At 70.0% G+C, this 26,805-nt stretch carries 25 protein-coding genes; 12 read left to right on the forward strand and 13 right to left on the reverse strand.

Translation table 11 applies throughout. The features are described from left to right. Positions 1-1,740: a hypothetical protein gene (locus U3653_RS30205; RefSeq protein WP_323124639.1), complete on the reverse strand. Its 1,740-nt coding sequence runs from the start codon at positions 1,738-1,740 to the stop codon at positions 1-3. A 175-nt stretch (positions 1,741-1,915) separates the two neighbouring features. On the opposite strand from U3653_RS30205, the gene U3653_RS30210 reads away from it, so the two are divergent. Then, positions 1,916-2,749 carry a class I SAM-dependent methyltransferase gene (locus U3653_RS30210; protein WP_195083034.1) on the forward strand — a complete coding sequence of 278 codons (834 nt, stop codon included), beginning with the start codon at positions 1,916-1,918 and terminating at the stop codon, positions 2,747-2,749. Positions 2,750-2,835: 86 nt separating this feature from the next. Here the strand turns inward: U3653_RS30210 and U3653_RS30215 are convergent, their stop codons facing one another. Further along, entirely contained in the window at positions 2,836-3,942 is a 1,107-nt protein-coding gene (locus U3653_RS30215) for a class II histone deacetylase (protein WP_195083035.1), read from the reverse strand. A gap of 205 nt (positions 3,943-4,147) precedes the next feature. Next, complete coding sequence (locus U3653_RS30220) at positions 4,148-4,735, reverse strand: hypothetical protein (protein WP_323124638.1); 588 nt, start codon at positions 4,733-4,735, stop codon at positions 4,148-4,150. A 244-nt stretch (positions 4,736-4,979) separates the two neighbouring features. Here U3653_RS30220 and U3653_RS30225 point away from each other — a divergent pair, with 244 nt between their 5' ends. After that, positions 4,980-5,879 carry a MurR/RpiR family transcriptional regulator gene (locus U3653_RS30225; protein ID WP_195083036.1) on the forward strand — a complete coding sequence of 300 codons (900 nt, stop codon included), beginning with the start codon at positions 4,980-4,982 and terminating at the stop codon, positions 5,877-5,879. Here U3653_RS30225 and U3653_RS30230 read toward each other — a convergent pair. Beyond that, on the reverse strand, positions 5,858-7,291 hold the full coding sequence (locus U3653_RS30230; protein WP_323124637.1) for an amino acid permease: 1,434 nt from the start codon (positions 7,289-7,291) through the stop codon (positions 5,858-5,860). The genes U3653_RS30225 and U3653_RS30230 overlap by 22 nt on opposite strands. A gap of 157 nt (positions 7,292-7,448) precedes the next feature. Between U3653_RS30230 and U3653_RS30235 the strand changes: the two genes are divergently transcribed. The 3 genes from U3653_RS30235 to U3653_RS30245 are packed head-to-tail and all read left to right on the forward strand — an operon-like array spanning position 7,449 to position 11,167. Next, complete coding sequence (locus tag U3653_RS30235) at positions 7,449-8,222, forward strand: enoyl-CoA hydratase/isomerase family protein (RefSeq protein ID WP_195083037.1); 774 nt, start codon at positions 7,449-7,451, stop codon at positions 8,220-8,222. A 1-nt stretch (position 8,223) separates the two neighbouring features. Beyond that, on the forward strand, positions 8,224-10,374 hold the full coding sequence (locus U3653_RS30240) for an acetate--CoA ligase family protein (RefSeq protein WP_195083038.1): 2,151 nt from the start codon (positions 8,224-8,226) through the stop codon (positions 10,372-10,374). After that, positions 10,367-11,167: a crotonase/enoyl-CoA hydratase family protein gene (locus U3653_RS30245; RefSeq protein WP_195083039.1), complete on the forward strand. Its 801-nt coding sequence runs from the start codon at positions 10,367-10,369 to the stop codon at positions 11,165-11,167. The genes U3653_RS30240 and U3653_RS30245 overlap by 8 nt, the downstream gene beginning before the upstream one ends. Here U3653_RS30245 and U3653_RS30250 read toward each other — a convergent pair. After that, positions 11,164-11,676 carry a Dps family protein gene (locus U3653_RS30250; protein ID WP_195083040.1) on the reverse strand — a complete coding sequence of 171 codons (513 nt, stop codon included), beginning with the start codon at positions 11,674-11,676 and terminating at the stop codon, positions 11,164-11,166. The genes U3653_RS30245 and U3653_RS30250 overlap by 4 nt on opposite strands. Before the next feature lie 176 nt (positions 11,677-11,852). After that, complete coding sequence (locus tag U3653_RS30255; RefSeq protein ID WP_195083041.1) at positions 11,853-12,755, reverse strand: aromatic prenyltransferase; 903 nt, start codon at positions 12,753-12,755, stop codon at positions 11,853-11,855. A 177-nt stretch (positions 12,756-12,932) separates the two neighbouring features. Between U3653_RS30255 and U3653_RS30260 the strand changes: the two genes are divergently transcribed. The 4 genes from U3653_RS30260 to U3653_RS30275 all read left to right on the forward strand — a co-directional run bounded on the left by U3653_RS30260 (position 12,933) and on the right by U3653_RS30275 (position 17,645). Then, positions 12,933-15,641, forward strand: coding sequence for an ATP-binding protein (locus U3653_RS30260; RefSeq protein WP_195083042.1), 2,709 nt, complete (start codon positions 12,933-12,935; stop codon positions 15,639-15,641). 178 nt (positions 15,642-15,819) lie between these two features. Next, positions 15,820-16,851, forward strand: a complete 1,032-nt coding sequence (locus tag U3653_RS30265) for an alpha/beta fold hydrolase (RefSeq protein ID WP_195083043.1) — start codon at positions 15,820-15,822, stop codon at positions 16,849-16,851. A gap of 189 nt (positions 16,852-17,040) precedes the next feature. Beyond that, positions 17,041-17,469 carry an SRPBCC family protein gene (locus U3653_RS30270; protein WP_195083044.1) on the forward strand — a complete coding sequence of 143 codons (429 nt, stop codon included), beginning with the start codon at positions 17,041-17,043 and terminating at the stop codon, positions 17,467-17,469. Then, complete coding sequence (locus U3653_RS30275; protein ID WP_195083045.1) at positions 17,469-17,645, forward strand: hypothetical protein; 177 nt, start codon at positions 17,469-17,471, stop codon at positions 17,643-17,645. The genes U3653_RS30270 and U3653_RS30275 overlap by 1 nt, the downstream gene beginning before the upstream one ends. A 121-nt stretch (positions 17,646-17,766) precedes the next feature. On the opposite strand, the gene U3653_RS30280 is transcribed toward U3653_RS30275, so the two are convergent. Beyond that, positions 17,767-18,618, reverse strand: a complete 852-nt coding sequence (locus U3653_RS30280; RefSeq protein ID WP_195083046.1) for an alpha/beta fold hydrolase — start codon at positions 18,616-18,618, stop codon at positions 17,767-17,769. A 214-nt stretch (positions 18,619-18,832) separates the two neighbouring features. Between U3653_RS30280 and U3653_RS30285 the strand changes: the two genes are divergently transcribed. Next, positions 18,833-19,138, forward strand: coding sequence for a hypothetical protein (locus U3653_RS30285; protein WP_195083087.1), 306 nt, complete (start codon positions 18,833-18,835; stop codon positions 19,136-19,138). Positions 19,139-19,171: 33 nt separating this feature from the next. On the opposite strand, the gene U3653_RS30290 is transcribed toward U3653_RS30285, so the two are convergent. From U3653_RS30290 to U3653_RS30310, 5 genes are all read right to left on the reverse strand, one after another. Continuing rightward, the gene (locus U3653_RS30290; RefSeq protein WP_323124636.1) at positions 19,172-20,383 is read right to left on the reverse strand and encodes a Dyp-type peroxidase; all 1,212 of its coding nucleotides are present in this window, start codon (positions 20,381-20,383) and stop codon (positions 19,172-19,174) included. Then, complete coding sequence (locus U3653_RS30295; protein ID WP_195083048.1) at positions 20,376-20,948, reverse strand: copper chaperone PCu(A)C; 573 nt, start codon at positions 20,946-20,948, stop codon at positions 20,376-20,378. The genes U3653_RS30290 and U3653_RS30295 overlap by 8 nt, the downstream gene beginning before the upstream one ends. 441 nt (positions 20,949-21,389) lie before the next feature. Then, positions 21,390-21,917, reverse strand: a complete 528-nt coding sequence (locus U3653_RS30300) for a hypothetical protein (protein WP_195083050.1) — start codon at positions 21,915-21,917, stop codon at positions 21,390-21,392. A 129-nt stretch (positions 21,918-22,046) separates the two neighbouring features. Next, the gene (locus U3653_RS30305) at positions 22,047-22,751 is read right to left on the reverse strand and encodes an endonuclease/exonuclease/phosphatase family protein (RefSeq protein ID WP_323124635.1); all 705 of its coding nucleotides are present in this window, start codon (positions 22,749-22,751) and stop codon (positions 22,047-22,049) included. Between the two features lie 75 nt (positions 22,752-22,826). After that, on the reverse strand, positions 22,827-23,456 hold the full coding sequence (locus U3653_RS30310; protein ID WP_195083052.1) for a TetR/AcrR family transcriptional regulator: 630 nt from the start codon (positions 23,454-23,456) through the stop codon (positions 22,827-22,829). Positions 23,457-23,562: 106 nt separating this feature from the next. Between U3653_RS30310 and U3653_RS30315 the strand changes: the two genes are divergently transcribed. Next, a complete protein-coding gene (locus U3653_RS30315) occupies positions 23,563-24,696 on the forward strand; it encodes a lipase family protein (RefSeq protein WP_195083053.1) in 1,134 nt (377 codons plus the stop codon). Between the two features lie 18 nt (positions 24,697-24,714). Here U3653_RS30315 and U3653_RS30320 read toward each other — a convergent pair whose 3' ends face one another. Then, entirely contained in the window at positions 24,715-26,157 is a 1,443-nt protein-coding gene (locus U3653_RS30320; protein WP_195083054.1) for an MFS transporter, read from the reverse strand. A gap of 155 nt (positions 26,158-26,312) precedes the next feature. Here U3653_RS30320 and U3653_RS30325 point away from each other — a divergent pair, with 155 nt between their 5' ends. Then, positions 26,313-26,762 (forward strand): MarR family winged helix-turn-helix transcriptional regulator, encoded by a 450-nt coding sequence (locus U3653_RS30325; protein WP_323124634.1) that lies wholly within the window; start codon positions 26,313-26,315, stop codon positions 26,760-26,762. Positions 26,763-26,805 lie beyond the last annotated feature (43 nt).

Consider the following 26,805-nt stretch of genomic DNA (forward strand, 5'->3'; position numbering starts at 1 on the left):
TCAAGGCCGGTCGACGCGGTCGAGAGCGAAGCGGGCCAGATCGGTGGAGATGATCTCCGGTCGCCCGCCCGATTGTTTCGCCGCGGCGGTGAGCACGTCGAGGTGGTGGTAGCCGGGGGCGATCACCGTCTCGCCGTGACTACGCGCCCCTGCCGCGACGACGATTCCGGCGCCGCCGATCAGGTTGAGGGTCCGATCGGCGAGGACACCGCCGGGATGGGTGCGGTGCCGGGTGATCTCGGGGGCCTGCGCTTGGAAGACGTCGAACGCCAGTCGCATCGGGAAGTATCCCTCGATGAAATCAAGCGGTTGCGCGGCGAGGCTGCGCGAGAGGTCCGCGATATCGGTGACCTCATGGGTGGCATCGGTGAACGGTGCGCCGTCGCGGTCGGGCACGCCCGCGGTCACGGCCGGCGCGTCGTAGTCGAGCCAGGTGTAGAGCGGGCCGCCGGGCTGATCGGGAATAGCTTTGCGATCCGGACCGAACAGCATGCCGGTGAGGCCGCGCAGCGCCGGGAACGCGGCGACGTCGCCGGGAAGCGGGAAGTCCTTGTCCGCGACGGAGCCGCCGTCGAAGAAGCCGAATCCCGCTTGCAGCAGGGCGAGCGGCTGGGAGTTGGCGTCGAGGAACGCGCCGAGCGCGGCGGCGTTCGTGATCCGGAAATCACGGACCGACGGGGAACCGGACGCGGCCGCCGCCGCGTCCCGCGACAGCAGCAGGCGGTAGGTGGCCTCCTGGTTGACATTGCCCGGAACGTAACGCGCGAGGTCGGATTCGGCTTCCGGCGCGAGATGAGCCGCCAGCCCCGCGATGCCGAGCAGGTTCATCGTCTCGGGGTTGATGACCGCGGGCAGAGCCAGCACTCGGGGCAGCACGCCTCGGTCCAGCGCTGCCTCGATCGCGGTGGAGCCGATGCCGCCGACGGAGAGGTCGAGGAAGTCCGGGATGCCGTTGAGCGCCGACAGCGAGGTGTCGATCGCGGAGTCCAGGGCGAAATAGCCCGCACACTGGTCGGCGCCCGCGACCCCGCCGAAATCCCATTCGGCGAAGAACGCGGTGAGGACCCCGCCCAGCGAATGCCCACCGCACAACGTCTTCCGCTTCCGCGACACCGGATCGGGCAGTTCCGTGGTGAGCAGATCGTATTGGTCCTGAACGGTCTGTGCGACACCGACGTGACCGAGCCACCCGAGCTGGTCGTCCGGCACCACGCCGCCGAATCGGCGGCCGTCGATCTCGGCGCCGCGATAGTAGTAGTCGACGGCGAGATGCACGTCGCGGGCCGCCAGACCGGCCTGCCTTCCGAGGTGGTCCTCCAGACAGTTGGAACGCCGGTCCAGCGCCCAGAACTCCAGGTGCCGACCCTGTTCCGCCGCTGCGGCAACGGTATTGCGCGCGAGACTGTCGAACGCGCCCGCGCCCTCGAAGATTCCCGGCTGCGCCACCAGCACGGCGTCGGCGTCGGCCGAGCGCACCGGGCCCGCGACATCTCGGTAGCGCAGGTACGACAGCCGGTCACAGGCGGCGGGATGCGGCCCGACCGAATCGGGCAACGGAAGGCGAAGGCTGACAACGGACTCCGCCACGGACGTGATCGGTGAGGAGGAGACCACCGTGGTCTCGATACGTTCCGTACCCTCGGCCCGCGCCGTGACGGCGGGTGTCGCGACCGCGACGATCAGTGCGGCGGCCGATATGCCGGATCTCAGGAATCGCAGAATTTCGTCCCGATGGCGCACGAATCTACCGTGGCTCACCAACAATTGCGTCGACATCGACGACCTCTCGTCACGACAGCGGAGCGGCCGTATCGCCGAAGTTTCCGCATCGGTGCGAGGAAACGTATGGCGGCGGCGCTCGGTTGTCAACGCCGGTGCTATCAGAATGTCTCGCAGCGGTCGGTAGGGTGGCGGCATGCGGGTCGGTGAACCGAGTAGTACCGCCATGGCCGTGGCGCGAGCGCGGGCTCAGCATCAGGTCGTCGATGAGCCGCCGGTGTTCAGCGATCCGCTGGCGTCGCGCATCGCCGGTGAAAGCGCCTTCGGGGCAACTGAATTCGACCGAGGCGTCGACGAAGATCTGGCTCGTCGGCGGCGCCTGTTCATCGCGGCGCGCAGCCGCTTCGCCGATGACGTCGTGGCGGCCGCCGTCGCCAGGGGTGCGCGCCAGGTGGTCGTGCTCGGTGCGGGGCTGGACACCAGCGCTTACCGCAATCCCCACGAGAACGTGCGATTCTTCGAAGTCGATCACCCCGACACCCAGGAATGGAAGCGGCGCAGGCTGGCCGAGACCGGAATCGCCATCCCGCCTTCGCTGACCTTCGCCCCCGTCGACTTCGAACAGTCGACACTCGCCGCCGGGTTGGCGGCGGCGGGACTGGACCGCACCGGCGACGCGGTGTTCGTCTGGCTGGGCGTCGCCGTGTATCTGACCAGGACGTCGGTCGATGACACGCTGCGCTACATCGCCGGTCACGGTGCGGCCGCGGAAGTGGTCTTCGACTACGTCTACCCGCTGTCCGACGCCGCGGCCGACGGCAGGCGGGCACGCGCGGATCGAGTCGCCGCGGTGGGCGAACCGTGGCTCAGTTTCTTCACGGCGGAGGAGATCCGCAGTGCGTTGCTGTCCTTCGGCTTCACCCGCGTCGAAGACCACACCGCGACAGAGTTGCTCGGCGGCTATGGCGTCGAAACCACCGCTCAGCCTGTCGACTCGGTGCCGCACCTCGTCCACGCCAGCACGGTGTGAGCCCACCTCGGCGGCCTGATGACCGCTGGCCCGTCGAATCCCGATGCGCCCGTTCGGTCACCACCACGGCGGTCGACCGATCGGAGTCAAAGGTCGGCGACCAAGGCCGCGGCCGCTTCGATCGCGGCGGCCTCGTGGTCGAGGAGGACATCTCCGCCTTGGGTCGTGACGATCGGGGTGTACGGGTCTTCCACGTACTCCTCGCCCAGTAGCTCGCGCAGCACGGCCAGCCCGCAGAACGGAACATAGTGCGGGCTGTAGCCGCCTTCTTGTACGAAGGCGATCCGGCCCGCGCAGGTGGCGGCGGCGATGTCCAGCATCCGGCGGGTCAGGTGCCGGAAGCCGCCGCTGGTGACCATTTGCCGAGCCAGCGGATCGAGGATGCTCGCGTCGAAGCCGGAGGCGACGATGATCAACTCGGGCGCGAAGGCGTGCAGCGCCGGTTCGACCACTCGGTCGATCGCATACAGGTACGCGGCGTCTCCGCTGCCCGGCGGGAGCGGCACGTTGATCGCGTACCCGTGTCCGTCGCCGGCGCCGCGCTCCTCCCGGTAGCCGGAGTTCGGCGGGAAGCACAGATGCTGGTGGATCGAGAGGGTCAGCACCGACGGGTCCTCGTACCAGATGTCCTGGGTGCCGTTGCCGTGGTGGACATCCCAGTCGACGACGGCGATGCGCCGCACGCCGAGGACCTCTTTGGCGTAGGCGGCGGCGATGGAGACGTTGTTGAAGATGCAGAAGCCCATGCCGGTGGCGCGGGTGGCGTGGTGGCCCGGCGGATTGACCAGTGCGTAACCGTTGTCGACCGTCCCCGCCAGCACCTGTTTCACGAGTGCGATCGCACCGCCCGCCGACAGCGCGGCGATCTGGTATCCGCCCTTGCCGAACGATGAGACGCCGTCGCCGGCGTCACCGCCCTTGGGCTGCAGATTCTCCGCCTTGATCCGCTCCAGATGCTGCGCGGTGTGCACCCGCAGGATGTCGGCCTCTTCGGCGGGTTCGGCCTTGATCGAGTGCACCTTGTCCAGCAGTCCGGACACCGAGACCAATTCGTGGAAACGCCGTTTGGTGTCGGGATGCGCGAGGTGGTGGCCGATCGGCTGGAGACCGACCGTCACGTCGGACGGGAACAGACTTCCGCTGCCGGTGTCGGCCCACCCGTAGAGGGTGTTCCATACGTATCCAGTTGTCATCGTGAACTCCTAGCGGTCGGCGGACCGCCACGCCGTCCGCCTGGGTCTCGTCCCGCCTGGGCGGGTGCTCGGGCTCATTAGAGGCACAGCAGCGACCGCTCCGCAACCGGACGAGTCGCCACCCATGGCGGCGCGTGCGCGATCTCTTCGCTGCCGAGTTGCGCACGTCCCGATCCGGCCGGGTCAGAACGTGCAGACTGCCCCATCAGGCCGCAAACGGGGGCAATGCCGCGAAATCCGGGGCCAGCCGGGCGGTGGGGACGGTGTGCGCGATCCAGCGACGGGCACGGCTGAGCGGATGATCGGGGAATTCCGCGTCCCAGCGCATGTCGTCGGCGGCGTTGTACGGTAGCCGCCCCCGCACCTCGGGAGCGTAGGGATGCGGCGGGTACATGCCGTCGAAGCCGATCTTGGTGGCCAGCAGGGCCTCGCGTAGTCCCGTGGTCCCGGCTTCGGGACACAGGATCTGGAGAGCAGCGCTGCTGCGGGCCTTCGGAACGATGACGGACGCGGCGAACACCAAGCCTCGGGGCTGGTTGGGCAGGGGCAGTTTCTCCATCCGCAACAGCGCGGGCTGCGCGTCGAGCCACACCACGAATGCCTCGATCAGACAGCCGTTCTCGGCGCTCCGCTCGGCCAGGCGACGGCGCAGGGTCGGCAGATCCGCCATGGGCGCGGGCAGATCGGGGACGAGGTCGAAGTACGACACGTTCACCATGTCGCCGGTATGGGGATTGCGCCAGGTCGCGGTGTCGACCTGCTCCAGATTCGCGGTGTCGAACGAGATGGGCACGCGCCCAGCGTATCCGGCCGTACGGACACGCGATCGTGCCGATGACTCGGGTTCGCGGTAGCCGCCGTCGGTCGGCGGCGATACGCATCGCGTCGGTCTTGGGCCGACAGGACCGCCGCCGGGGTCTCCTGGCCGATTCCATCGCCGGTCGGAGCCTCGGCTCGGCCATCGGAGCCGGAGGTGCGATCGGCCGGTCGGATAGATTTGGGAAGAAGCTGGTGGTCGATGTGGTGGAGGAGGCGCGGTGGGCGCGAATGCGGAGTCGGCGACCGGTCCGGCCACGTTCGACGATCTGGTCGGCGAGATCCGCGCCAGGTGGAGTTCGCTGTCGGCCTCGCACAAGAAGCTGGCCGAGCGGGTCCTGTCGGACCCGGAGGCGGTGGCGTTCATGACCGTGTCCGATCTGGCGAGCGCGGTGGCGGTCAACGAGGCGACCGTGGTGCGGTTCGCGAACGGTCTCGGGCTGAAGGGGTACCCCGGTCTGGCCCGCCTGTGCCAGGAACGGCTGCGGGAGCAGGCGCAGCTGCTGCGGCGTTTCGAAAACCTCGAGCACTTGATGGAGCAGGGTGCGGGACTGCGGGAGCGCCAAGTGGTGCTGGACCAGGCGAATATCGCCCGCTCCTTCGCCGGCATCGCGGACGCCACCTGGGACGCGGTGGCCACGCAACTGGCGCGCGCGCCGCGCGTGCACGTGATGGGCCTGCGCAAGTGCCACGCTCCGGCTTACCTGCTGGGCTACCTGCTCGGGCTGCTGCGGGAGGACGTCGCGAGCGTGACGGGGACCAGGGGCTCGCTGACGGACGAGCTGCGGCGCGTGCGCCCGGGAGATTGTTTCGTTGCCCTCTCGATCCATCGCTACAGCCTGGACACCGTCCGCGCGGCGCAGTGGGCCCGCAGGCGCGGCGCGCACGTGGTGGCCCTGACCGACACCCCGGTCTCGCCGCTGGCGGCGGCGGCGCACGAGACCTTCTACGTCGAGGCGTCGAGCGCCAGCGTGCTGCGGTCGATGACCGCGTTCACCTCGATCGTCCAGGCGATGTCCGGTGCGGTGGCCCACCTGCTCGGCCACGAGGTGCGTGAGACGCTGTTGGAAGAGGAACGACTCCTGGACGAATTCGGCGTCTACGCCGCCGACGGCGACTGATCTTCCGGTGCACGTGGCTGATTCACCGGCGCCATCGCCGCATTCCGGCCCGCGCGCCGCTGGTGCAGCCCGCCCGCGGCCACGGCCAGGAAGGTGACCACGAGAGTCAGCGCCAGCGGCGTCCGGGTGCCGGATCCGAACACCATGCCCACCACGATGCCCAGCAAAGTGACCAGGACCAGGTACGGCAGGTAGGAAGCCCCCCACATCCGCACCACAGGCGCGGCGGAATCCACGGCGGCGCCGTTGCGCCGTCCGGCGATGTAGGTGGCGCAGATGTACAGGTAGACGATCACCGCGACCGCGCCGGAGGAACTGAGCAGGAAGCTGAAGACCGCCCCGGTGGGCAGGAAGTAGTTCGCGGCCACGGCCAGGAACCCGGCGCTCGCGGCGGCGAGAACCCCGGCCGCAGGCACGCCGGAACGGGTGGTGCGGCCGAGTGGTCGCGGTCCCTCGCCGCGCTGGGCCAGCGAGAACAGCATGCGCGATGCGGAATAGAGCCCGGAGTTCAGGCACGACAGCACCGCGGTGAGCACGATCAGATTCATGATGGTCCTGGCGCCGGGAATGTTCAGCAGGTTCAGCACCGCGGTGTACGGGCTTTCGGTGATCTCGGCGCTGTCCCAGGGCAGCAATGTCACGACCACCAGCATCGAGCCCACGTAGAAGATCAGGATGCGCCCGGCGACGCTGCGCATGCTCGACCGAACGGCGTCGACCGGATCGGCGGCCTCACCCGCGGCGATGGTCACCAATTCGGTGCCGAAGTAGGAGAAGAAGACCGTCAGCGACGCGGCCAGCAGGGGAGTGAAGCCGTTGGGCAGCAAGCCGCCTCGTCCCAGCAGGTTCGTCGTGCCCGGCGCCGCGTAATGCGGGAACGCGCCGCAGATCGCGGCGATGCCGATGCCGATGAAGACGACGATCGCGGCGACCTTGACCAGGGCGAACCAGAACTCGAAACGCGCGAACGAGCTGACCGCGGCCAGATTGACTCCGGTCAGAACGCACAGGAAGAGCAAGGCGAACGCCCAGGCGGGCGCGGCGGGCAGCAGTTGGTTGGCGATCGCGCCACCCGCGACGGCCTCGAACGCGACCGTCACGCACCAGTGGTAGCTGTAGACCCACCCGACCGACAGCCCGGCCCACGGCCCGAGTTCACGTGCGGCGTAGCTGGAGAACGAACCGGTCTCCGGACTGGCCGTGGCCAGTTCGGCCAGCATGCGCATCACCAGGATGACGACCACGCCGGTGCACAGATAGGCCAGGACGATGCCGGGCCCGGCGGCCGCGATCGCGTTGCCGCTGCCGACGAACAAGCCTGCGCCGATGACGCCGCCGATCCCGATCATCGTGAGCTGACGAGTGTTGATGGCGTGCTGCAGATTTCCCGCAGGGGGGATTGCGGTGGGCACGATGCCTCCCAAGGACCGTGGGCTGTGACCCGGGTAACGGATGGTCGGTCATGCAACGCCGCCCGCCTCGCGTTTGCAAATTGATTTGCATTCACTGCTGGGAATGCAATTTGTATGGCATAGTGTGGCTTCGACCCCGAGCAGGAGGAACTGAAAGATGTCCACGGTGCTGGTGAGCAGGTCCGGTCCCATCGCGACGCTGACGCTGAACCGCCCGGAGCGGCTCAACGCGGTCAGCGAGGAGCTCTACGAAGCGTTGATCGGTCATCTGGTCGTCGCCGATTCCGATCCGCAGGTGCGCTGCGTGATCCTGCATGGTGCCGGTCGCGCGTTCTGCGCGGGCGCGGATCTGAAAGCGCACCGCTCCGGCACTCGAACGCCCGCCGAGCAAGCGCATTACCTCGATCTCGCGCAGCGCGCGTGCGAGCAGATCCAGCGGATGGACACGCCCGTGGTCGCCGCCGTCGCGGGCTACGCGCTCGGCGCCGGTGCCGAGCTGGCCGTCAGCGCGGACTTTCTCGTCATGGCCGACGATGCCCAGATCGGCTTTCCCGAGGTGAGTATCGGGACGTTCGTCGGCGGCGGAGTCACCCATCGACTGCCCAGGCTGATCGGTCTGCGCCGGGCTGCCGACCTGCTCATCCTCGGCGAACGATGCGACGCGGCAAGGGCCTTCGACTGGGGGCTGGCCTACGCGTCCGTCTCCGGCGACATCCTTCTCGACACCGCGCGCGGACTCGCCGAATCGCTGGCCGCCAAAGCTCCGTTGCCGCTGGCGCGGATGAAGGCAGCGCTGCGCCGTGACGATCCCCTCGACGTCGCCCTCGCCACCGAGCCGCGCCAGATCCTCGAGTTGATGGCGACCCGGGACTGGGCCGAGGGCGTCGCGGCCTTCGCCGAACGCCGCACTCCTGTGTTCGAAGGAAAGTGACATGACCACACTCGACGCACCGGTCCGCACCGCGCTCGAACGGCTGCTCGACCCCCACTCCATCGTGGTGGTCGGCGCGTCCGCCGACCCGGCGAAGCGTGGGCATCAAGTCCTCCGGGCCCTGCTGGAGGACGGATACGCCCATCCCGTCTACCCGGTCAACCCGAACGCGGACCGGATCCTCGGCCTCGACGTCCTCGCCTCCATCGATCAGGTTCCCGCGGGCGCCGACGTCGCGTTGATCGCCGTGCCCGCGGCGGCGGTGCCGGGAGCGCTGCGGGAGTGCGCGGCCGCGGGTATCGCCGGAGCGGTGGTGCTGGCGAACGGTTTCGGCGAGATCGGGGCGGAGGGCGCCGACCTCGCCGCGGCGCTGGCCGAGGTGATCGAGGAGACCGGGATCCGGGTGATCGGCCCGAACACCTCCGGACTGCTGAATCTGACCTCCGGTGCGAATCTCGTCGGTCTGCCGGATGTGCCGCGCGGACCGATCAGTGTCATCACCCAGAGCGGGAACATGCTGTTGTCGCTGGTGAACGACGACCGCGCCGCGAAAGGTCCCGGCTTCCACGCGTACGTGGGGCTGGGTAACCAAGCCGACGTCCGCTACGACGAATGCCTCGTCGAACTCGCCCGTCATCCGGAAACCGGTGTGGTGGCGATCCACTCCGAGGGATTCGCCGACGGGCGGTCGTTCCTGACCGCGGCCGCCGCGACTGTGCCGGAGACGCCGGTGGTGCTGCTGCGCGGCGGGCGTTCGGAGGGTGGCCGCCGCGCCGCGGCCTCGCATACCGGCTCGATCGCCGGTTCGGACGCGGTGGCGACCGCCGTACTGCGCCAGGCCGGGGTGGAACTGGTCGACCGTTCCGACGAACTCGCTGTCGTCGCCGCGGCGCTCGCCACCTGCGTTCCCATCGCTCCCGGCCGCACGGTGGCGGTCCTCAGCGACGGCGGCGGTCACGCCGCGTTGGCGGCGGATGCCATGGCCGCGCAGGGCATCGAAGTGGCGCGGCTGAGCGAGCGAACCCGGCGGCAGTTGCGGCGGCTGCTCGGCAGCGCCGCCGCGGTGGCAGGCCCGGTGGACATCGCGGGCGCCGCCGACGCCGACCCGATGGTCTTCGCCGAAGCCGCCGAGATCCTCATGCGCGACCCCGCTGTGGGTCTCGTGCTGATCATCGGGCTGTACGGCGGCTACCATCTGCGGTTCGATCCAGCGTTGCGCGAGGCCGAAGACGCCGCCGCGGGCGCCTTGCTCGCGCTCTCCGCCGAATACGATGTGCCGCTGTTGATCCAGAGCTGCTACGCGAGTCTCGATATCGCCAACCACGACCGGCTGCGGGCGGGCGGCGTACCGGTGCTCGGCTCGATCGAGCACGCCGCACGGGTGGTCGCCGCCTTGCAGCGGCGTGGCCGCGTGCGGGCCGACCGCGCCCGGCGTTCCTCACTGCTGTTGCCGCCGCCGGCTCGGCCCATCCCGGGATCGGGAGTTCTCGACGAGCCCGCCGCGCGGCGGGCGCTGGCGGACGCGGGAGTCGACGTCGGCGAATGGACCTTCGTGCGCGACCTCGACGCGGTGGGCGCGGCCGTCGCCGCGTTCGGTCGGCCCTGCGCGGTGAAAGTCGTCTCCCCGCAGGTGATCCACAAGTCCGACGTGGGAGGGGTCAGGCTGGGCGTGGTGGCCGCAACCGCGAGCGAGCACGCCGCGGCCATCGTCGACGCGGTCACCGCGAAAGTGCCCGGCGCCCGCATCGACGGCATGATCGTGACGCCCATGGCCGACGCCGGTGTGGAGTTGCTCGTGGGCGCCACTCGCGATCCGGTCTTCGGGCCCGTGCTGGCGTTCGGCACCGGCGGGGTTCTGGTCGACGCGGTGCGGGACGTCACCTTCCGGGCGGTCCCGCTCACCGAATCGGAAGCGGGCCAGATGATCCAGGAGACGATCGCTTCCCGGATGCTCGACGGCTACCGGCATCTGCCCGCGGTCGATCGCGACAGTCTCGCGCGTTTTCTCGTCCGTGTCGGGGACTTCGTTGCCGAGCACCCGGAGATCTCCGAACTGGATCTCAATCCGGTGATCGCGTCGGGGTCCGCCCGCACCCCGGTCGACGTGCGAATCGTGCTGGCCGAGAACCCCGCCGGAGATCGCGATGAGTGACCCGCTCCTCATCGAACGGACCGGGGATGTGGTCGTCTGGACCTTGAACAACCCGCAAGCCCGCAATCCGATCTCCGAAGCCGACACCATCGCCGCCATCGAGGACGCGGTGGCGTCGGCCAACCGGGATCACAGTCTGCGGGCGGCGATCCTCACCGGCGCGGGCCCGGCGTTCTCCTCCGGCGGCAACGTCAAGCACATGCGCACGCGGACCGGGATGTTCGGCGGCACACCGGCGCAGCTGCGACAGGCATACCGGCACGGTATTCAGCGCATCCCGAAAGCCCTGTACCACTGCGAGATACCCACCATCGCCGCCGTCAACGGCCCGGCCGTCGGCGCGGGGTTGGATCTGGCGCTGATGTGCGATATGCGCGTCGCCGCCACCACGGCGGTCTTCGCCGAGAGCTTCGTCAAAGTCGGGCTCGTCCCCGGTGACGGCGGCGCCTGGCTGCTGCCGAGGGCGATCGGCATGGCAAGGGCCTGCGAGATGGCCTTCACCGGCGAGCCGATCGATGCGAACACCGCACTCGACTGGGGACTGGTCTGCGAAGTGGTCGAGCCGAGCGCCCTCATGGCGGCGGCCCGCGGGCTCGCCGCCCGGGTGTGCGGCAATCCGCCGCAGGTGCTGCGGATGACCAAGCGGCTGCTGCGTGAGGGAACACACCAGAGCTTGGAAAGCCTGCTGGAACTCTCGGCCGCGATGCAGGCCGCCGCGCACCACACCGAGGACCATCACGAGGCCCTTTCCGCCATCTCGGAGCGCAGACCTCCCGAGTTCACCGGCGGCTAGACCTTGCGGTTCTCCGACTTGATCAGCCACGCCAGTTTCTCCAGCGAGGCGGTGATCTGATGGAGCAGATCGCTGGTGCTCGGGTCTTCGGCGTCCACGGCGTCGTGCACGTCGCGGATGGTGTCGATCGCCGCGTACGTCCTGGTCGTGATGAGATCGACGACGTCGGCGGAGTTCACCTCTTGGGCCGGGAAGGGCGGCAGGCTGGTCGTCGCGGCGACGGTGTCGGACCGTCCGTCGGGCACCGCGTCGAGGGCTCGCATCCGCTCGGCGATGGTGTCGCTGCCCTCCCTTGCCGCGTCGACGAGTTCGTCGAGCTGCAGGTGCAGATCGCGGAAGTTGGTTCCGACGACGTTCCAGTGGGCCTGCTTACCTTGCAGGTGCAGTTCGATGAGATCGACGAGGACGCGCTGCAGGTCGGCCGCCAGCCGCGGGGAACCGGTGAAATTCCGGACCTCGTCGGCGAGACGACGATTGGTTCGCTTCTGGGTCTGATGTGCCGTGGTCATGGTTGCACTCCTTTCGGATCTTCATGGAGAACAACGCCTGGCTTTATTGGAACAATTCCAGATTATGCTGTCGGCTGGGTCACTGTTCGTCGGTGGCCTCCTCGCCGCCGTCCGTCCGGCGGTATTTCACGCGGCGGCAGAGGGCCCGTCCGGTCCGCGCGTGAGGTACGCCGCGTCTACTTCGCCGGTGGCGGGGCGCCGCCGCCGGGGATGGCGGCAGCGTGGACGGTGGTGTATTCGGCTTGCACTTTGTAGTAGCGCGATCGCGGGCCGTAGGCGGCGTAGAGGGTGAAGCCGCGTGGGCCCTCGAAGGCGCGCGGGGCTCCGTCGACGAAACGGGTCAGCACCGGATCGAGGTGACGCGGGAAGTTCTCTTCCTGATAGCGCTGCGGGAAGCAGACTCGCTGCATGCGCGGCGATGTCCAGGAAAACGTGCGGTAGACGTTGAACGTGCCGTCGAACAGGGCCAATTCTTCGTCGGTGGCCGCCACGAAATCCAGATCGGTCAGGATCGTGGCGATGTCGTCGGCGCCGACCGCACCAGGGGGCAGCACCTGGGAGTACAGGTTCATGGTTCGCGCGGGGAAATCGACCGCAAGGATGCCGACCTTGCCGCCGTAGCGGGTCAAGTGCTCGGCATGCGAGCGTGCCGCGTCCGGGATACCGGGAAAGGCGAGCATCCGCTCGACATCGAGGACGTCGGCGAAGAACAGCCAGACCTTCTGCACACCGCCGGTGAGGGAGAGGTCGACGGCTGATCCCGCCGGGATCTCCGCGCAGACCTCGTGCAGCAGTCGCTCCATCGGATGTCCGGTGAAGCTGATCAGTCCGGCTTCGCGCAACGTCTCCACCAGCTCGGCCGGTGGACCCGAGTGCTGCACCCTGGCGTTGACTTCGCGGTCGGGGACCGGATGGGTCGTGGTGCGCACACCTACCACCGAGCCGGTCCACAGCTCGGCGAGGGCTTCGAGCACCGGATCCACCACGGCGGGGTCGTAACCTGCTCGGGCCAGGCGCGCGAATTCCCGCAAATCCCGGCGCAGCCGGTCGAGCGTGACAGTGGCCGATGCGCTGCTCATACGTCAACCCCGAATACTCTCACCGCCAGGTGAGAAGCCAAGTCCGTCAACAACGACTCGTCACCCTAGCCGCGCGGCCGTCCGGCCGCTACGCGGTTTCGGGTCTGTGTTTCGCCCGCTTCGGTAGGGTTCGCGGCGGGAGCCGGGCACGAACGGAGCCGGAAAGGAGCGCGCACCATGCCGCTGGTCGGGCGGGATGACGAGCTGAAAGAGCTGGTAGCGCTCGTCGAGGGCCCCGGGGATCGCCACGGGGTTCTGATCCGGGGTGAGGCCGGGGTCGGGAAGTCGGCGCTGGTTCAGGAGGCGATCGCCGCGGCGGCCATCTCGGGCTCGCGGGTGCTGCGGACGGCGGGGGCGGAGTCCGAGCAGAACTACGCCTACGCCGGGCTGCACCGGCTGCTGTATCCGCTGCGAAAGTCGCTGGACGGGCTGCCCGCCCGGCAATTCGACGCGCTGACAAGCGCTCTGGGCCTGTCGGACAGCGGCGAGGAACCCACGGCATATCTGGTCGGGCTCGCGGCGCTGACGCTGCTGACCGACGTGGCGGCCGAACGGCCGCTGCTTTGCGTCGCGGAGGATGTGCAGTGGCTCGACCCCGCCAGCGCGGAGGTCCTCGCGTTCGTCGCCCGCCGCATCGATGCCGAGCCGGTCGCACTGATCGCCACCCTGCGCGAGGGGAATGGCACGCCGCTCGCCGACGCGGGGCTGAGCGTGCTGAGGCTCGAACCGCTGTCGGAGGACGACGCCGCCGCGCTGCTGGACCAGGCGGCCCCCGGGTTACCCGCGCGAATCCGCGATCGGCTGCTGGCCGAGGCGCACGGCAACCCGCTGGCGCTGACCGAGCTGCCGACCGCGGTGAGCGATCTCGCGGAGCTTCCCGCGCCGCCGCCGCTGACCGAACGGCTGGAACGCGCTTTCACCGCGCGCAGCGCGACGCTGCCCGCCGCCACCCGGACCGCGCTGCTGGTCGCCGCACTCGACGACAGCGACTCCGCCACCGAGATACTCGCCGCGGCGAGCGTTCTCCTCGGCACACCGGCCGAGCTCGAAATCCTCACGCCCGCTATCGAATCCCGGCTGCTGGCCACCGGGCCCGGCACCGTCGTCTTCCGGCATCCCCTGATGCGCTCGGCTTTGATCGCGACGGCGACGGCCGACGAGCGTGCGCGCGTCCACCGCGCGCTCGTCGACGTCATCACCGACCCGGAACGGCGCGCATGGCGGCGGGCCGCGGCCGCCGCCGGCCCGGACGAACAGGTGGCGCGCGAGTTGGAGGAGGTCGCCGAACGGGCGCGGCACGGCGGCGGCGCCGTCACCGCATGGGAGCGAGCCGCCGACCTCAGCGGCGACCCGCGGCGGCGCGCGGACCGATTGCTGCGCGCGGCCGAAGTCGCCGTCGATTCCGGCCGCCGTGATACCGCCGAGCGGCTCGTCGCGGCCGCGCGCGCACTGCCCACCACATCCCGGCAGCGGGCCACGGCGGCCTGGCTGCTCAGCGGATTCGACGACGGCGTACGCGAAAGTCCCTCGCGGATCGGCGAGTTGGCGAAGCTGGCCGCCTCCGTCGCCGCCGACGGGCACCCGGACGCGGCGATGCGGATCCTGTGGGGTGCGGCGATGCGCTGTTTCTGGGCCGAACCCGAGCCAGGGGCGCGCCCCGCGCTGCTGGCCGTGGCCGACGACCTTCCCATCCCCGACGATGATCCGCGCCTGGTCGCGGTCTCCGCGTATGTCGCTCCCTTCGAGCGAGGGGAACGGGTTATCGGCATGCTGCGCGCCCTGGCCGCGGGCGCCGGTCGTGCTCCCGAGGTCGACCGGTTTCTGGGCAGCGCGTCCCTGCAGGTGGGCGCTTTCGATCTCGCCGCCCACTTCTCCGCCGCGGCCGCACCGGGATTCCGCGCCGACGGGCATCTGGGGCTGCTGCCGCGTGCGCTCACCGTGCAGGCGTGGAGCCTGGCTCGCCTCGGCGATCTCACCGCCGCCGCGCCCGCCGCGGCCGAGGCCGCGGACTTCGCCCAGGAAACCGGTCAGCCCTTCATGTATGGGCTCGCCATCGCCGTGCAAGCCGAAATCGCCGCGCTGAGAGGTGATTACGCGCAGGCGGCGACGCTGGCGGGTACTGCGGAACGGGTCGGACTCGCCGCGGGCGCACGACCGGTCCTGGCCACGGTGCGACTCGCGCGCGGGCTCGCGGCGCTCGGCGAGGGCCGGTACGACGACGCCTTCGCCGATCTGCGCCGGTTGCACGATCCGCGGGACCCGTCGTATTCGCCCGCGCTGCGCGCCTATTTCCTGGCCGAACTCACCGACGCGGCGATTCGGGCCGGGCGGGCCGACGCGCTGCGAGATGTGCTGCGCGACCTGGAGCGAGCCGTGGCGTCCACGCCCTCGCCCGCTCTGCACATCGGATGGCGATACGCCCATGCCCTCTTGGCCGACGACGACGCAGAAGCTCACTTCACCAGCGCGCTCGCCGAAGACCTCACCGTCTGGCCCGCCGAGCGGGGGCGGCTGCACCTGTCCTACGGTGAATGGCTGCGGCGGCAGCGCCGGGTCGTCGAATCCCGCACCGAGCTGCGCACGGCCAGGGAGATCTTCGACGCGCTCGGGTTCAGCGCGTGGAGCGAACGAGCCCGGCTGGAACTGCGCGGTGCCGGGGAATCGAGCCCGAACCGCGACCCCGACGCCCGCGACCGGCTGACGCCGCACGAGCTGAGCATCGCCAGGCTGGCGGCCCAGGGGCTGACCAACCGGGAGATCGGGCAGCGGCTGTACCTGTCGCATCGAACCGTCAGCACTCACCTGCATCGGATCTTCCCTAAGCTCGGCGTCAGCTCCCGCACGGATCTGGCGGCGCTTCTGCCCGCCGACGACGCGACCGTGTGACGCGCGCCGGGCATGCGCCGAGCGGGCGGCGCACCGTCCCCGATGACCGACGGCGATTACGTCATCCGACGCTCGCGACGGCATCCGGTCGCTGCCTAGCGTCATCGGCGTGGCCGGAAAGGGCGATGAGCTCCGGCTCGGCACCACCGGCCCTCCGCGAAGGCTACTAGGAGTTCGGATGACCATCAGCAGACGACGACTGTTCGGCGGAGCGCTCGCGGCGGGCGCCACGGGCCTTGCCGGGACCTCGCTGGCGGCCTGCGCCGCCGACCGCGCCGCCGCACCGGGCGCCGACCTGCGCGCGGGAGCGGGAGCCAACACCACACTCGGTCCGGTCAAGCAGATCGATGCCGGGGTCCTGAACGTCGGATACGCCGAATTCGGCCCCGCCACCGGGCAACCCGTCGTGCTGCTACACGGCTGGCCGTACGATCCCTACAGTTACGCCGATGTCGGGCCGCTGCTCGCCGCGGCCGGGTACCGGGTGATCGTTCCGTATCTGCGCGGCTACGGATCCACCACCTTCCTTTCCGATCGGACCGTGCGCAACGGCCAGCAGACCGCGATCGCGCGCGACATCGTCGACCTCATGGACGCCTTGCACATCGATCGAGCGGTGCTCGGCGGATTCGACTGGGGCGCGCGGACGGTCGACGTCATCGCCGCACTGTGGCCGCAGCGCTGCAAGGCGATCGTGTCGGTGAGCGGATATCTCGTCACCCAGATCGCGGCCAATCAGCAACCGCTCGCGCCGGAGGCCGAACTCGGCTGGTGGTATCAGTACTACTTCGCCACCGAGCGCGGGCGGCTGGGCTACAGCCGCAATCGCCGCGAATTCAACAAGCTGATCTGGCGGCGCGCGTCCCCGCAATGGAACTTCGACGACGCCACCTACGAACGCAGCGCCGCCGCCTTCGACAATCCCGATCACGTCGACATCGTCATCCACAACTACCGATGGCGGCTCGGCCTGGCGCCCGGTGAACCCGAATTCGACGCCTACGAACGGCAACTCGACGGAGCCACCGTCACCGTGCCCGCCATCACCGTCAGCAGCGATTTCGACGGCGCGGCCAAGGACGGAAAAAGCTACCGCGGCAAATTCGCCGGCAAATACGAGCATCGTGTGCTCGACGGCATCGGGCACAACGTTCCGCAAGAGGCGCCACGCCCGTTCGCCCAGGCCGTGATCGACGCCGACCACCTGTGAGCGCGCGGTGTACGTAGGGCCCGCCATCGCGACGGCGTCGCCGAGCAGCGGATTACGTCAGCACAGCGTCACACGACGGATTCGGCGGCCTGCCCGCGACAGCGATGCTCGATGAGCGTCCGGAACCGCCGACACGGGGCCGGAATCGCAGACACAGACCGCATCGATCGATTCTCGAGGAGCAGCCCGATGGCCACCGTTCGCTTCCACCTGCTGTCCACCCTGTCCCCGGCCGAGGTCGTACGCGTGCTCACCGATTTCGGCCCCGCCCGCGCCGAAGCATGGCCGAGCATCGACGCCGAGCACTTCGTCGTGCACGAGCGCGGTGACACCTGGGCGGAGGTCACCGAGGGCACCGCGGCCGCGTGGGAACGCGCCCGTTACGAATGGGATCCGGCCGGTGACACCGTCACCGTCACCACCCTGGACTCCAAACTCTTCGGCGCGGGCGGCGGCTGGGTCTTCCGGGCCGCCCCCGGCGAGGACGGCACCCGGGTCGACGTGGAATTGACGCGCACTCCGCGGACGGTCAAAGGCAAGATCCTCGCCGCGCTGCTGCCCTTGGTCGGCCCGTCCTCGCTGCGCAAGTCCTTCGCCGGCCCGCTGCGGGCAGCGTGATGACCGCGCGGCATGCGGCCACGCACGACAGCCCGCTACCCTCCGAGCCGCACCCCGGCAGGCAGGCGGCGGGCGCCGTCGCCGCGCTTTTCGCGGGCCCGGCGGCGCTGTGGCTGGGAGCCGAGACCGCGGTACTGCACGGCCGGGGACCGGCGGTGTGGGAGTTCACCGGCTGATCGTGACCGCGCTGTGCCCGCGCGGATTTCGGATGCTCTGTGACCGCTAGGACTGCTCGGTGCGGAGGATATTCAGCCGTAAGCCGCTGGTCGCGAGTGGGTTCAACGGCCGGGCATGTGGTCAGCGGGTGGCCCGCGCGGCTTGCTCGATCACGTCGGCGACCACATCGGGGTGCGAGACGGCCACGGAGTGCGAAGCGGCGACCTCGGTGATGCTGGCGTGGGCGCGCTCGGCCATGAACCGCTGGGCCGCGACCGGAATGTTCCGGTCTTCGGTGGTGATGACGTCCCAGCTGGGTTTCTCGGTCCATGCCGCGACGGTGGCCTTCTCCTCCAGCGCGGACTGCGCGATCGGCCGCTGGGCGGCGGCCATCAGGGCGGCGCGGTCGGCGGAGACATCGGCGGCGAACTGCTGAGGGAATTCGTCCTGCTGGATATAGAGGTCCGTGCCGGCGCCGCCGTCGATTCCGGTGAACGGCACCGGGTTCAACGTGCCGCGCAGGGTGGAGCCCGGATACTTTCCGGTCAGCTCCAGCGCGGTCTCGCCCGGCGCGGGCAGGAAGGCGGCGACAAAGACCAGCGCCTTCACCTCGTCCTTTCCGGCGGCGGCCGCGCTGATGACGGAACCGCCGTAGGAATGTCCGACCAGGATCACGGGGCCGCCGATGTGGTCGACGAGCGCCCGCAGCGTGGTGGCGTCCGCGGCGGGTCCGCGCAACGGGTTGGCGGCGGCCACCACGGGATAGTGGTCCGCGCGCAACTTCTCGATCACGTCGTTCCAGCTGGATCCGTCGGCGAAGGCGCCGTGTTCGAGGACGATCGTCGGTTTCGGCGCGTCCTCGGTGGGGCCGGCGTGCGTGGTTCTGCTCGCGGTGCACGCGACGGCGAGACCGCCCGCGGCGATCGCGGCCGCGATCGCGGTGGTTGCTCGGGTGGTGCGCCGCCGGATGCGACCGCGTCCGATTTCGACCATGTGGTTCGTCCTTCGTACGGGTGTGGTGCAATTCGTGCGATCTACTGTCGGTCGTGCGGCATACCCGCCACATCCGTCAGGTGACGCTGCGCGCGACGTAGTTCCGGCGGTCGAGTAGTCGCGAAATGCGCTGTCGCCCGAACCATGGCAAGTTGGCAGCGTGAACGTGTCAGAGTTGATCTACAACGTCGTAGTCGTCGCGCACCTGCTCGGAATGGCCGCCGTGGTGGGTGGTTACGTGGCCGGGCGCCCCAACGTATCGGACGTCATGGTCTGGGGCGCGCGGTTGCAGGTGGTCACCGGGCTGGTCCTGGTCGGCATGGCCGAATCGATCGACTCGCTCGGCAAGGATCCGAACATGGTGAAGATCGGCGTGAAGCTGGTCGTCGCGGTGGCGGTGGCGGCGTTCGCCGAGATCGGGCACGCGGACGAGAAGCGAGGCAAGCCGGTGCCGTGGCTGAGCGACGCCGCCGGCGTGCTGGCGATCGTGAACGTCCTGGTGGCCGTGCTGTGGACCTGAGATGTCCGGCGCCCCCGCGGCGCCGGACATGCCTCACCCCTCGAACAGCGATTGCCCGAGATAGCCGCCCGGTGCGGCTACCCCGGGCGGGATGGCGAACACCGCGGAACCGATCGGGGTCGTCCACACATTGAGGGCGTCGAACTCCGCGAGCCGGCGTTGCACCGGAAGGAACTGGCTGTCGACGTCCCGCTGGTAGGCGGCGAACAGCAGACCCGAGTTGGACGTGGCGCCCGGCGTCGGCGCGTCGTCGTAGTTGTAGCCGCGGCGCAGGAAACGCTCGCCGTCGCTGGTGTGGTGCGCGCGAGCGATGTGTGACGACGGCGGGATGACCGGAATCCCGTTCGTGTCGACGGCCGTGAAGTCCGGCTCGTCGAACTCGTGGTGTCCGGTGAGCGGCGCACCGTCGGCGATGGTGCGGCCGATGGTGAGTTCCCTTTCTTCTCGGTCGATTTGATCCCAGGTGTCCAGCGTCATCGCGATCCGCCGCAGGACGCACGAGGTGCCGCCGCCCAGCCAGGGCTGCGCGGCCCCGTCGTCCCACACCAGACGGTCGAATTCCGGTGTGCCGGGCGCCAGGTTCACCGTGCCGTCGACCTGGCCCATCAGGTTGCGCGGTGTGCGGCCGGGAGCGGCATCACGGAACCCGCGCTGCACCCAGCGCACAGTGACCAGCGAGGTGACGCTGCGGCACAGCACACGCACCGTGTGCGACACCGTGGTCGCCTCGTCGGCGCACACCTGCAGGAGCAGATCGCCTCCGGTCCAGGCGGGTTCGAGCCGATCGATGGTGAACGGCGGCAGCGGCCGCAGCCAGGACGGCTTGCGGTGCTCCAGCCCGGCCGCCACGAACATCGCCGGCCCGAAACCCACCGTGACGGTGAGCCGCGCCGGGCGCAGCGCGAGTTCGGGTTCGGTGTCCGCGAGGGCGGGGCGGCCCTCGGTCAGCCGGGCGGCGTCGCCGGTCCATATCTTCAGCAGGCCCACGAGGTCGTCGCGCCGGACGCCCGGTCGCAGATCGACGGCGACGAACGCCGCGTGCGCTTGCGGGCGGGTGCCGATACCCGCTTGGTGCGCTCCGTAGAACGGCTCCGTCGCCGCCCACGGCGATGGATCGGAATCCCGCCGTCCGATGCGGGCGGCCGCGCCGAGCCCGACACCGGCGACGCCTGCCGCGGCGGCCCCGCCGCCCAGCAGACGCCGCCGGTTGATCCGTGCGGGACGCGGTCCGTTCCGGTCAGCCACCGTGCGCGGGGGTCTGCGCGCCCGCATGTGCCTCGCCGCCCGCGTGGTCGGGCAGGTAATTCTCCTGGTTGCCCGCGAAGTCGCGCACCTGAGCGGTGAAGGTGGTGGTCGAGCCGTCGTCGAAGGTCAGCGTGACCGACGTCTCCGACCCCGTGCGCAGGGGCCCGCGCAGGTCCATGAACATGATGTGATCCCCGCCGGGGCGCAGCTGGGTGCGGCCGTGCGCGGGAATCACGAAGCCGCCGCGTTTGGGCCGCATCGCCTTCGTCCCGTTCGCGTCGACGACCACTTCGTGCAATTCGATCCGGCCGGAGGCGGGACTGGTGGCCGAGACGATGGTGCGCGGGGTGTCGCCGCTGTTGATCAGGTCGCCGAACGCGGCCGACATCCCGCTGTCGGCGGCCTTGACCCACTGGTCGGAGATGGTCACCGCGTCGGCTGATGCGACGTCGCCGGTCTTGTCGGCCGACGAGCACGCGGTCAGGAGAAGGGGCACCGCGGCGGCGGCGAGCGCGCCACGCAGGAGGCGAGCGGCCCGGGGTGGAAGGAAAAGGTTGTCAGGCATGGGGACTCCACAAGTCGTGAGATTCGGTGGGTGCGCGCCGACGAAAGCGCAGGCGCATCGGCCGATCCGTCGGCGGGCGCTGGTCAGCCGTGCTGTCGGTGAACACGTCGAGCATCGCCACAAGACCGGGAACTCCGGCGGCGGGGGCTTCGATCGAATCCTGCAGCCGCACCGCGGATTCTTCGAGAACGCAGTGCACGGGATTCGCGGCGAACCGGCTCGTCGGCTCGATGCCCGTGTCGGCTACCGCAGTCGAACCCGGTGCGGGACGGCGTGTGCCGGCCATAGCGGACGGGCGTGTGCCAGCTGCGGCGGACGGCGTTCGTCCCTGTGGACGACGGCGTTCGCCGACCGCGTCGGACGGCGACGATCCGAGGTCGCGGACCGAGCGTCGAGTGTGGGGCCGGGACGATGGCGCTGCTCGTCGGCGCGAGGTAGAGGTCAGCGCGGCGGTGGCGGCCCGCGCAGGCCGCAGCCGGAACCGAGCAGCGGGCGACGTGGATGGGGCGGAGCATGCTCGAACGCGGGCGAGCCGATCCGGACCGGTGCGCTCGGCCCTTCGCCGAGCACGCGCACCGTGCGGCGCACGTCGGAAGCCGCGCGCAGCACAGCGTGTTCGGCGGCGCGGATGAGCAGCGCGCCGAGCGGGACGGCCGCCAGATGCGTGCCGAGCATGACCGAGGTCGCGCGCGCGTCGTGCTGATGCGGGGCCGACAGCGTGGACGCGATGTGCGCGACTGCTTGCGCCACCGCGAGCGTGGCCATCATCTCGCCGATGCCGTGCCGGTGGGGCCGCGCCCCGGCCAGCACACCCACCGCCGCGCAGGCGGCGATCAGCAGCGCGACAGGCGCGGCCCCGGGCGCCATCGTGCCGCCGCCGAGCGCGTGCGCGGCGATGCTCACCGCTGCGGCGGCGGATCCGACGAACGCGCCGCGCAGTCGCGCCGCCATCATCGTCGGATTACGCACCGGCTCATACTACCGTCTGTCGTAGCTTTTGTTCGCATCGGAACGGACCTGTGCCGGGATGTCCAGCCGAGCCGCGCAATCGCGCCCAAACGCTCTGCGGTGCAGCGTTTCCGCCTGCCGGCCGGAGCCTCACACCGTGACGGTCGCGTGCACCAGATTGTGGTCGGACACCCCGCCGATGTCGTCGACCGACGCCGCCGTGACGGTCGCGCCGTGCACCACTACGTGGTCGATGTGCTGCGATTTCGCGCCCGAGGAACGCGGGCGGGTTGGTAGCCCGTCGGCGCTGTGCTCGGCGACCACGAAGTCCTCGCCCAGCGCGGCGGCGACGGTGGCGCGGTCGGTGTTGAAGTCGCCCAGCAGCACCGCGGCGTCCTCCGCTGCGTCGGTGGCGAGTTCGGCCAGGCGGGCGAACTGGTCGGTGCGCCGCCGGTCGCCGGTGACGTGGGTGGCGATCACCGTCAGGCCGCCGACGTCCACGACCAGCGCGCCCTTGCCGTGATCGTGGGCGAAGGATTCGGCGGTCACCTCCCTGCTCGGCCCCGCGGTGAGCACCACGAGGTACTCACCGCCGTCGAGCAGCGAGCTGGGCATGCGCCGCGGCGTCGGCAGCCGCTGATACCGCATCGCGTGGAACGTCCGGTCCGGCAGGGCCATTCGCAGGCTCGCCAGCTGATCGCCGCTGACCTCCTGTAACGCGATGATCCCCTCGGTGCGTTCGGCCACTCGCGCGGTGACTTCGGCGATCCGCGCGCCCTCGTCCGGCCAGCGGGTGGCGACGTCCTCGTACCAGTTCTCGGCGTGGACGCGATGCAGGACGTTCCAAGTGGCCACCGTGATCACCTTCGCGATGGTATGCGAACCGGGTGAAACAGGTTGCGGTGCGGGCTGTGCCGAGGCGGTGCGCGATCAGCTCGCGCCTTCGATGTCGATGCCTTGCTGCAGCGACTCGACCGCCTGATCGAGGACGCGGTACAGGGCCGGCACCGAGTGGTCCGCGCCCAGCATCCAGTGGTCGAGGCCGACGCCGAAGGCCGCGAAGCAGGCCGAGGCCGTGAGCTGCGGTCGCAGATCGTCGGCGGGAAGCCCGGCGCGGGCGGCGAAGTTCAGCGCCATCGCGCGCTGGCGTCCCAGTGCTCCGATGAAGTTCTCCCGCCGCAATTCCGGGTTGCCCACCAGCAGCTGCCTGGCCCGGCGCGCCGTCTCCGCCTGGCGGTCGCGCGAGCTGGTGTCGTGCTCGTCGAGCAAGAAGTCGCGCAGCGCCGCCCGCAGCGCGGTCAGTACCGATTCGCTCGCCGGGCGCCGGTCGACGGCGGCGAGCAGCTGCGCCATGAGGTCTTCTTCGTGGCTGAAGACCACCGCGAGTTTGGACGGGAAGTGACGGTGGAAGGTGCGCCGGGACACCCGCGCCGCGTCGGCGATCTGCTGCACCGTGGTCTGCTCGAACCCGTGGGATTCGAACAGCCGCAGCGCCGCGTCGACCAATTCCCGCCGCACCCGCGCCTTCTCGCGGTCACGCGCACCGTTCACACCCGTCATACCCGCTCTCTCCCCGCGATGTCACCATCATTGGTGTCTCAAAGTGACACTTTAGCCGCTACAGTGTCTCGGCGAGACACCAAACCGATGACCGAGAGGTGGCGCCATGTCGGTGCGACGTACAGCAATCACCGTGGCCGTGGCCGCACTGCTCTTCGCGGGGCCTCCGCTGGGTTCGGCCGTGGCGGAGCCCGCGCCGGGCGCGGCCGCGGGCACGGTCGTCACCGACGAGGCGCTGCCCGAACAGCTGTGGGTCGAAGGCACGGGCGCGGCTCGCCGCTTGACGTACTGGACCAGGACCTCCGACGACCGGCCCGCGCTGGCGAGCGGCGCCGTCTTCGTTCCCGCCGGCACGCCGCCGAGCGGCGGCTGGCCGGTGCTGTCCTGGGAGCACGGGACGGTCGGCCTCGCCGACGAGTGCGCGCCGTCGACCGCAGGCCGCAGCAAGCGCGACCTGGACTATCTGGCGACCTGGTTGCGCCAGGGCTACGCCGTCGTCGCGACCGACTACATCGGTCTGGGCACCCCGGGGCCGCACGCGTACCTGGACGGACGCGCCGAGGCGCACGCGGGGATCGACATGGTGCGCGCGGCCCGCGCCGTCGACGATTCGCTGTCGTCGAAGTGGGTGGCGATCGGTCAGTCCCAGGGCGGTGGAGCCGCGGTGTTCACCGCCTCGCTGGCCACGGCCTACGCCCCCGAACTCGACTACCGCGGCGCCGTCGCCACCGGCCCCGCCTCCAACGTCGTCGAGGCCGCCTCGTTCCTCGGGCCCGACGCGCCCCCGATCGACAACGCGCACCTCACCGCCTATATCGCGTACGTGATGAACGGACTGAAGGCGGCGCGACCGGGCTTCGATCTCGACAGCTATCTCAGCCCGGTCGGCAAGCAACTGGCAACCGCCGCCGAATCGCTGTGCTTCCAGCCGCTGGCCGACCGCGCGCAAGGAATCTCGGTCGACCGGTTGTTCTCGCGCCCGCTCGCGGACGGCGATTTCGTCGCAACGGCTCGCCCGGTCATGGACGTTCCGCTCACCGGCTACGACCGGCCGCTGTTCATCGGGCAGGGCACCAACGACACCGACGTCCCCGCTCCGCTGACCGCGAAGCTGATCGCCGATATGGAATCGCACGGCGTCCGGCCCGAGGTCCACGTGTATCCGGGCAAGGATCACAGCGCCACGATGGCCGCTTCACTGTCGGACAGCATTCCGTTCGTCGCGCGGCTGTTCGCCTGACCCGAGTGCGGGCCGCGCTCAGGCGCGCGCGGCCGCGGGCTCGAGGTCGGTTGTCTGCGGCAGTCCCTCGGTGGGCTTGCGCACCGGGATGGCCAGTGCGACCAGCGCCGCGAGCACCGAGACGCCACAACCGATCAGCAATCCGGTGCGGAAACCGGCCTCGGTGGGGATGGTGTGCCCACCGAGGCGGGTGCTCATCTGCGCGAGGACCACGCCGACGACCGCGGCCGACACCGTGGTGCCGATCGAACGCATCAAGGTGTTGAAGCTGTTGGCGGACGCGGTTTCCGACAGCGGGACCGCGCTCATGATGAGCGCGGGCATCGAGCCGTAGGCGAGGCCGACGCCACCGCTGCACACGCAGGTCACGATGAGCAGCCCCCAGGCGGACCCCATCAGCACGACCGAGGAGCCGTAGCCGATGGCGATCACCAGGCTGCCTACGGCGAGCGTCACCTTCGGCCCGCGCGCGGCCGAGAGCCGGGCGCCGAGCGGGGAGACCGCCATCATCACCAGTCCGGCGGGCGCCATCCACAATCCCATCGCCAGCATGGATTGTCCGAGGCCGTAACCGGTCGCCAGCGGCAGTTGCAGCAATTGCGGCACGATCAGCGACTGCGCGTACATGGCGAATCCGACCACGATCGAGGCGGCGTTGGTCAGCAGCACCTGCGTGCGCGCGGTCACCCGCAGATCGACCAGCGGATCCGCCGTCCGCAGTTCCCACCAGCCCCAGACCGCCAGGACCACGACCGCGACCGCGAACAGGCCGACAACGGTTCCGCTCGTCCAACCCCAGTCGCCGCCCTTGGACACCGCCAGCAACAGGCACACCAGCGCCGTGCCGAGACCGAGCGCGCCAGGAACGTCGAAACCGCCGCCGCCGCCGCGCGTCGGGATGGCGGGCACCAGCAGCCAGATCAGCGTGGCCACACCCGCGCTCAGCACCGCCGAGCCCCAGAACAACACACGCCAGCTGGCATTCTCGGCCACCGCCGCGGCCAGCGGAAGCCCCAGCGCGCCACCGATGCCCATCGACGCGCTCATCACCGCGATGGACGTGCCGAGCCGTTCGGCGGGCAGCACGTCACGCAGCGCGCTGATGCCGAGCGGGACCACGCCCATGCCGATGCCCTGCAGGCCGCGACCGGCGATCATCGGCACGACCGAACTCGCGAGCGCGCAGACCAGCGATCCGGCGATGAGCGGGACCGTGCACGCCAGCAGCATGCGGCGCTTGCCGTAGAGATCGCCGAGGCGTCCGGTGATCGGGGTGGCCACCGCGCCGGCGAGCAACGTCGCCGTGATCACCCAGGATGCGTTGGACACCGTGGTGTCCAGGATCCGGGGCAGGTCCCCGATCAGCGGCACCACCAGGGTTTGCATCAGTGCGGCGACGATGCCCGCCGCCGCGAGTACGCCGACGATGCCCTCGGACCGAGCTGCCGATGGTGCTGTCACGCGGGTCTCCCTCTCTCTCGATTCTTGTGCATAGTACACATAAATTGCACTATGCACAACAATTGTATTATGCAAATGCGCTGGTCTCGCCGTGGGGGTGTGGTATAGGTGCGGAGATGAGCCCGGGAGCTGGCGAATATCGGCAGGAGCGTTGCGTGGACAAGCCCGTATCTTCGGTGGAGTTCGAGACCATGCTGCTGGGGCGGCACAGCCTCAGCGCCAAGGCCCGCCGGGGTCGCGGCCACCTCGACCGCAGCGCCTACACGGTGCTGAGCAGGCTGCGCGTGCAGGGCCCGATGTCCGTGGGCGAGCTCAGCGACGCCTTCGGCCTCGACACCTCGACGCTGCACCGGCAGACCACGGCCATGCGTGGAGCCGGCCTGATCGAACGCATCCCGGATCCGGACGGCGGCATGGCGCGCAAGTTCCGCATCACCGCCGAGGGCGGCCGCCAGCTCGATGCCGAGCGCGCCTACAACGTCCGCGCTTTGGAGAACGTGCTGGCGGATTGGTCGGCCGGGGACGTCGCCGCGTTCGCCGGATTCCTGAAGCGGTTCAACACCGACATCGAACGCATCGACAAGCGTCCGTGGCCCCGGCCGTGAACGCCGGCCCACGCCGGCGAATGCACACGAAATCTCCACAATC

It is taken from the genome of Nocardia implantans (genome assembly GCF_035544775.1).
GTDB lineage: Bacteria > Actinomycetota > Actinomycetes > Mycobacteriales > Mycobacteriaceae > Nocardia > Nocardia implantans.

Excerpts from the sequence above, each read along its gene's own strand:
- U3653_RS30210 (WP_195083034.1), top strand. The coding sequence starts at position 1,916 with ATGCGGGTCGGTGAACCGAGTAGTACCGCCATGGCCGTGGCGCGAGCG.
- U3653_RS30215 (WP_195083035.1), bottom strand. The coding sequence starts at position 3,942 with ATGACAACTGGATACGTATGGAACACCCTCTACGGGTGGGCCGACACC.
- U3653_RS30235 (WP_195083037.1), top strand. The coding sequence starts at position 7,449 with ATGTCCACGGTGCTGGTGAGCAGGTCCGGTCCCATCGCGACGCTGACG.
- U3653_RS30240 (WP_195083038.1), top strand. The coding sequence starts at position 8,224 with ATGACCACACTCGACGCACCGGTCCGCACCGCGCTCGAACGGCTGCTC.
- U3653_RS30245 (WP_195083039.1), top strand. The coding sequence starts at position 10,367 with ATGAGTGACCCGCTCCTCATCGAACGGACCGGGGATGTGGTCGTCTGG.
- U3653_RS30250 (WP_195083040.1), bottom strand. The coding sequence starts at position 11,676 with ATGACCACGGCACATCAGACCCAGAAGCGAACCAATCGTCGTCTCGCC.
- U3653_RS30255 (WP_195083041.1), bottom strand. The coding sequence starts at position 12,755 with ATGAGCAGCGCATCGGCCACTGTCACGCTCGACCGGCTGCGCCGGGAT.
- U3653_RS30260 (WP_195083042.1), top strand. The coding sequence starts at position 12,933 with ATGCCGCTGGTCGGGCGGGATGACGAGCTGAAAGAGCTGGTAGCGCTC.
- U3653_RS30265 (WP_195083043.1), top strand. The coding sequence starts at position 15,820 with ATGACCATCAGCAGACGACGACTGTTCGGCGGAGCGCTCGCGGCGGGC.
- U3653_RS30270 (WP_195083044.1), top strand. The coding sequence starts at position 17,041 with ATGGCCACCGTTCGCTTCCACCTGCTGTCCACCCTGTCCCCGGCCGAG.
- U3653_RS30275 (WP_195083045.1), top strand. The coding sequence starts at position 17,469 with ATGACCGCGCGGCATGCGGCCACGCACGACAGCCCGCTACCCTCCGAG.
- U3653_RS30280 (WP_195083046.1), bottom strand. The coding sequence starts at position 18,618 with ATGGTCGAAATCGGACGCGGTCGCATCCGGCGGCGCACCACCCGAGCA.
- U3653_RS30285 (WP_195083087.1), top strand. The coding sequence starts at position 18,833 with ATGGCCGCCGTGGTGGGTGGTTACGTGGCCGGGCGCCCCAACGTATCG.
- U3653_RS30295 (WP_195083048.1), bottom strand. The coding sequence starts at position 20,948 with ATGCCTGACAACCTTTTCCTTCCACCCCGGGCCGCTCGCCTCCTGCGT.
- U3653_RS30310 (WP_195083052.1), bottom strand. The coding sequence starts at position 23,456 with ATGACGGGTGTGAACGGTGCGCGTGACCGCGAGAAGGCGCGGGTGCGG.
- U3653_RS30315 (WP_195083053.1), top strand. The coding sequence starts at position 23,563 with ATGTCGGTGCGACGTACAGCAATCACCGTGGCCGTGGCCGCACTGCTC.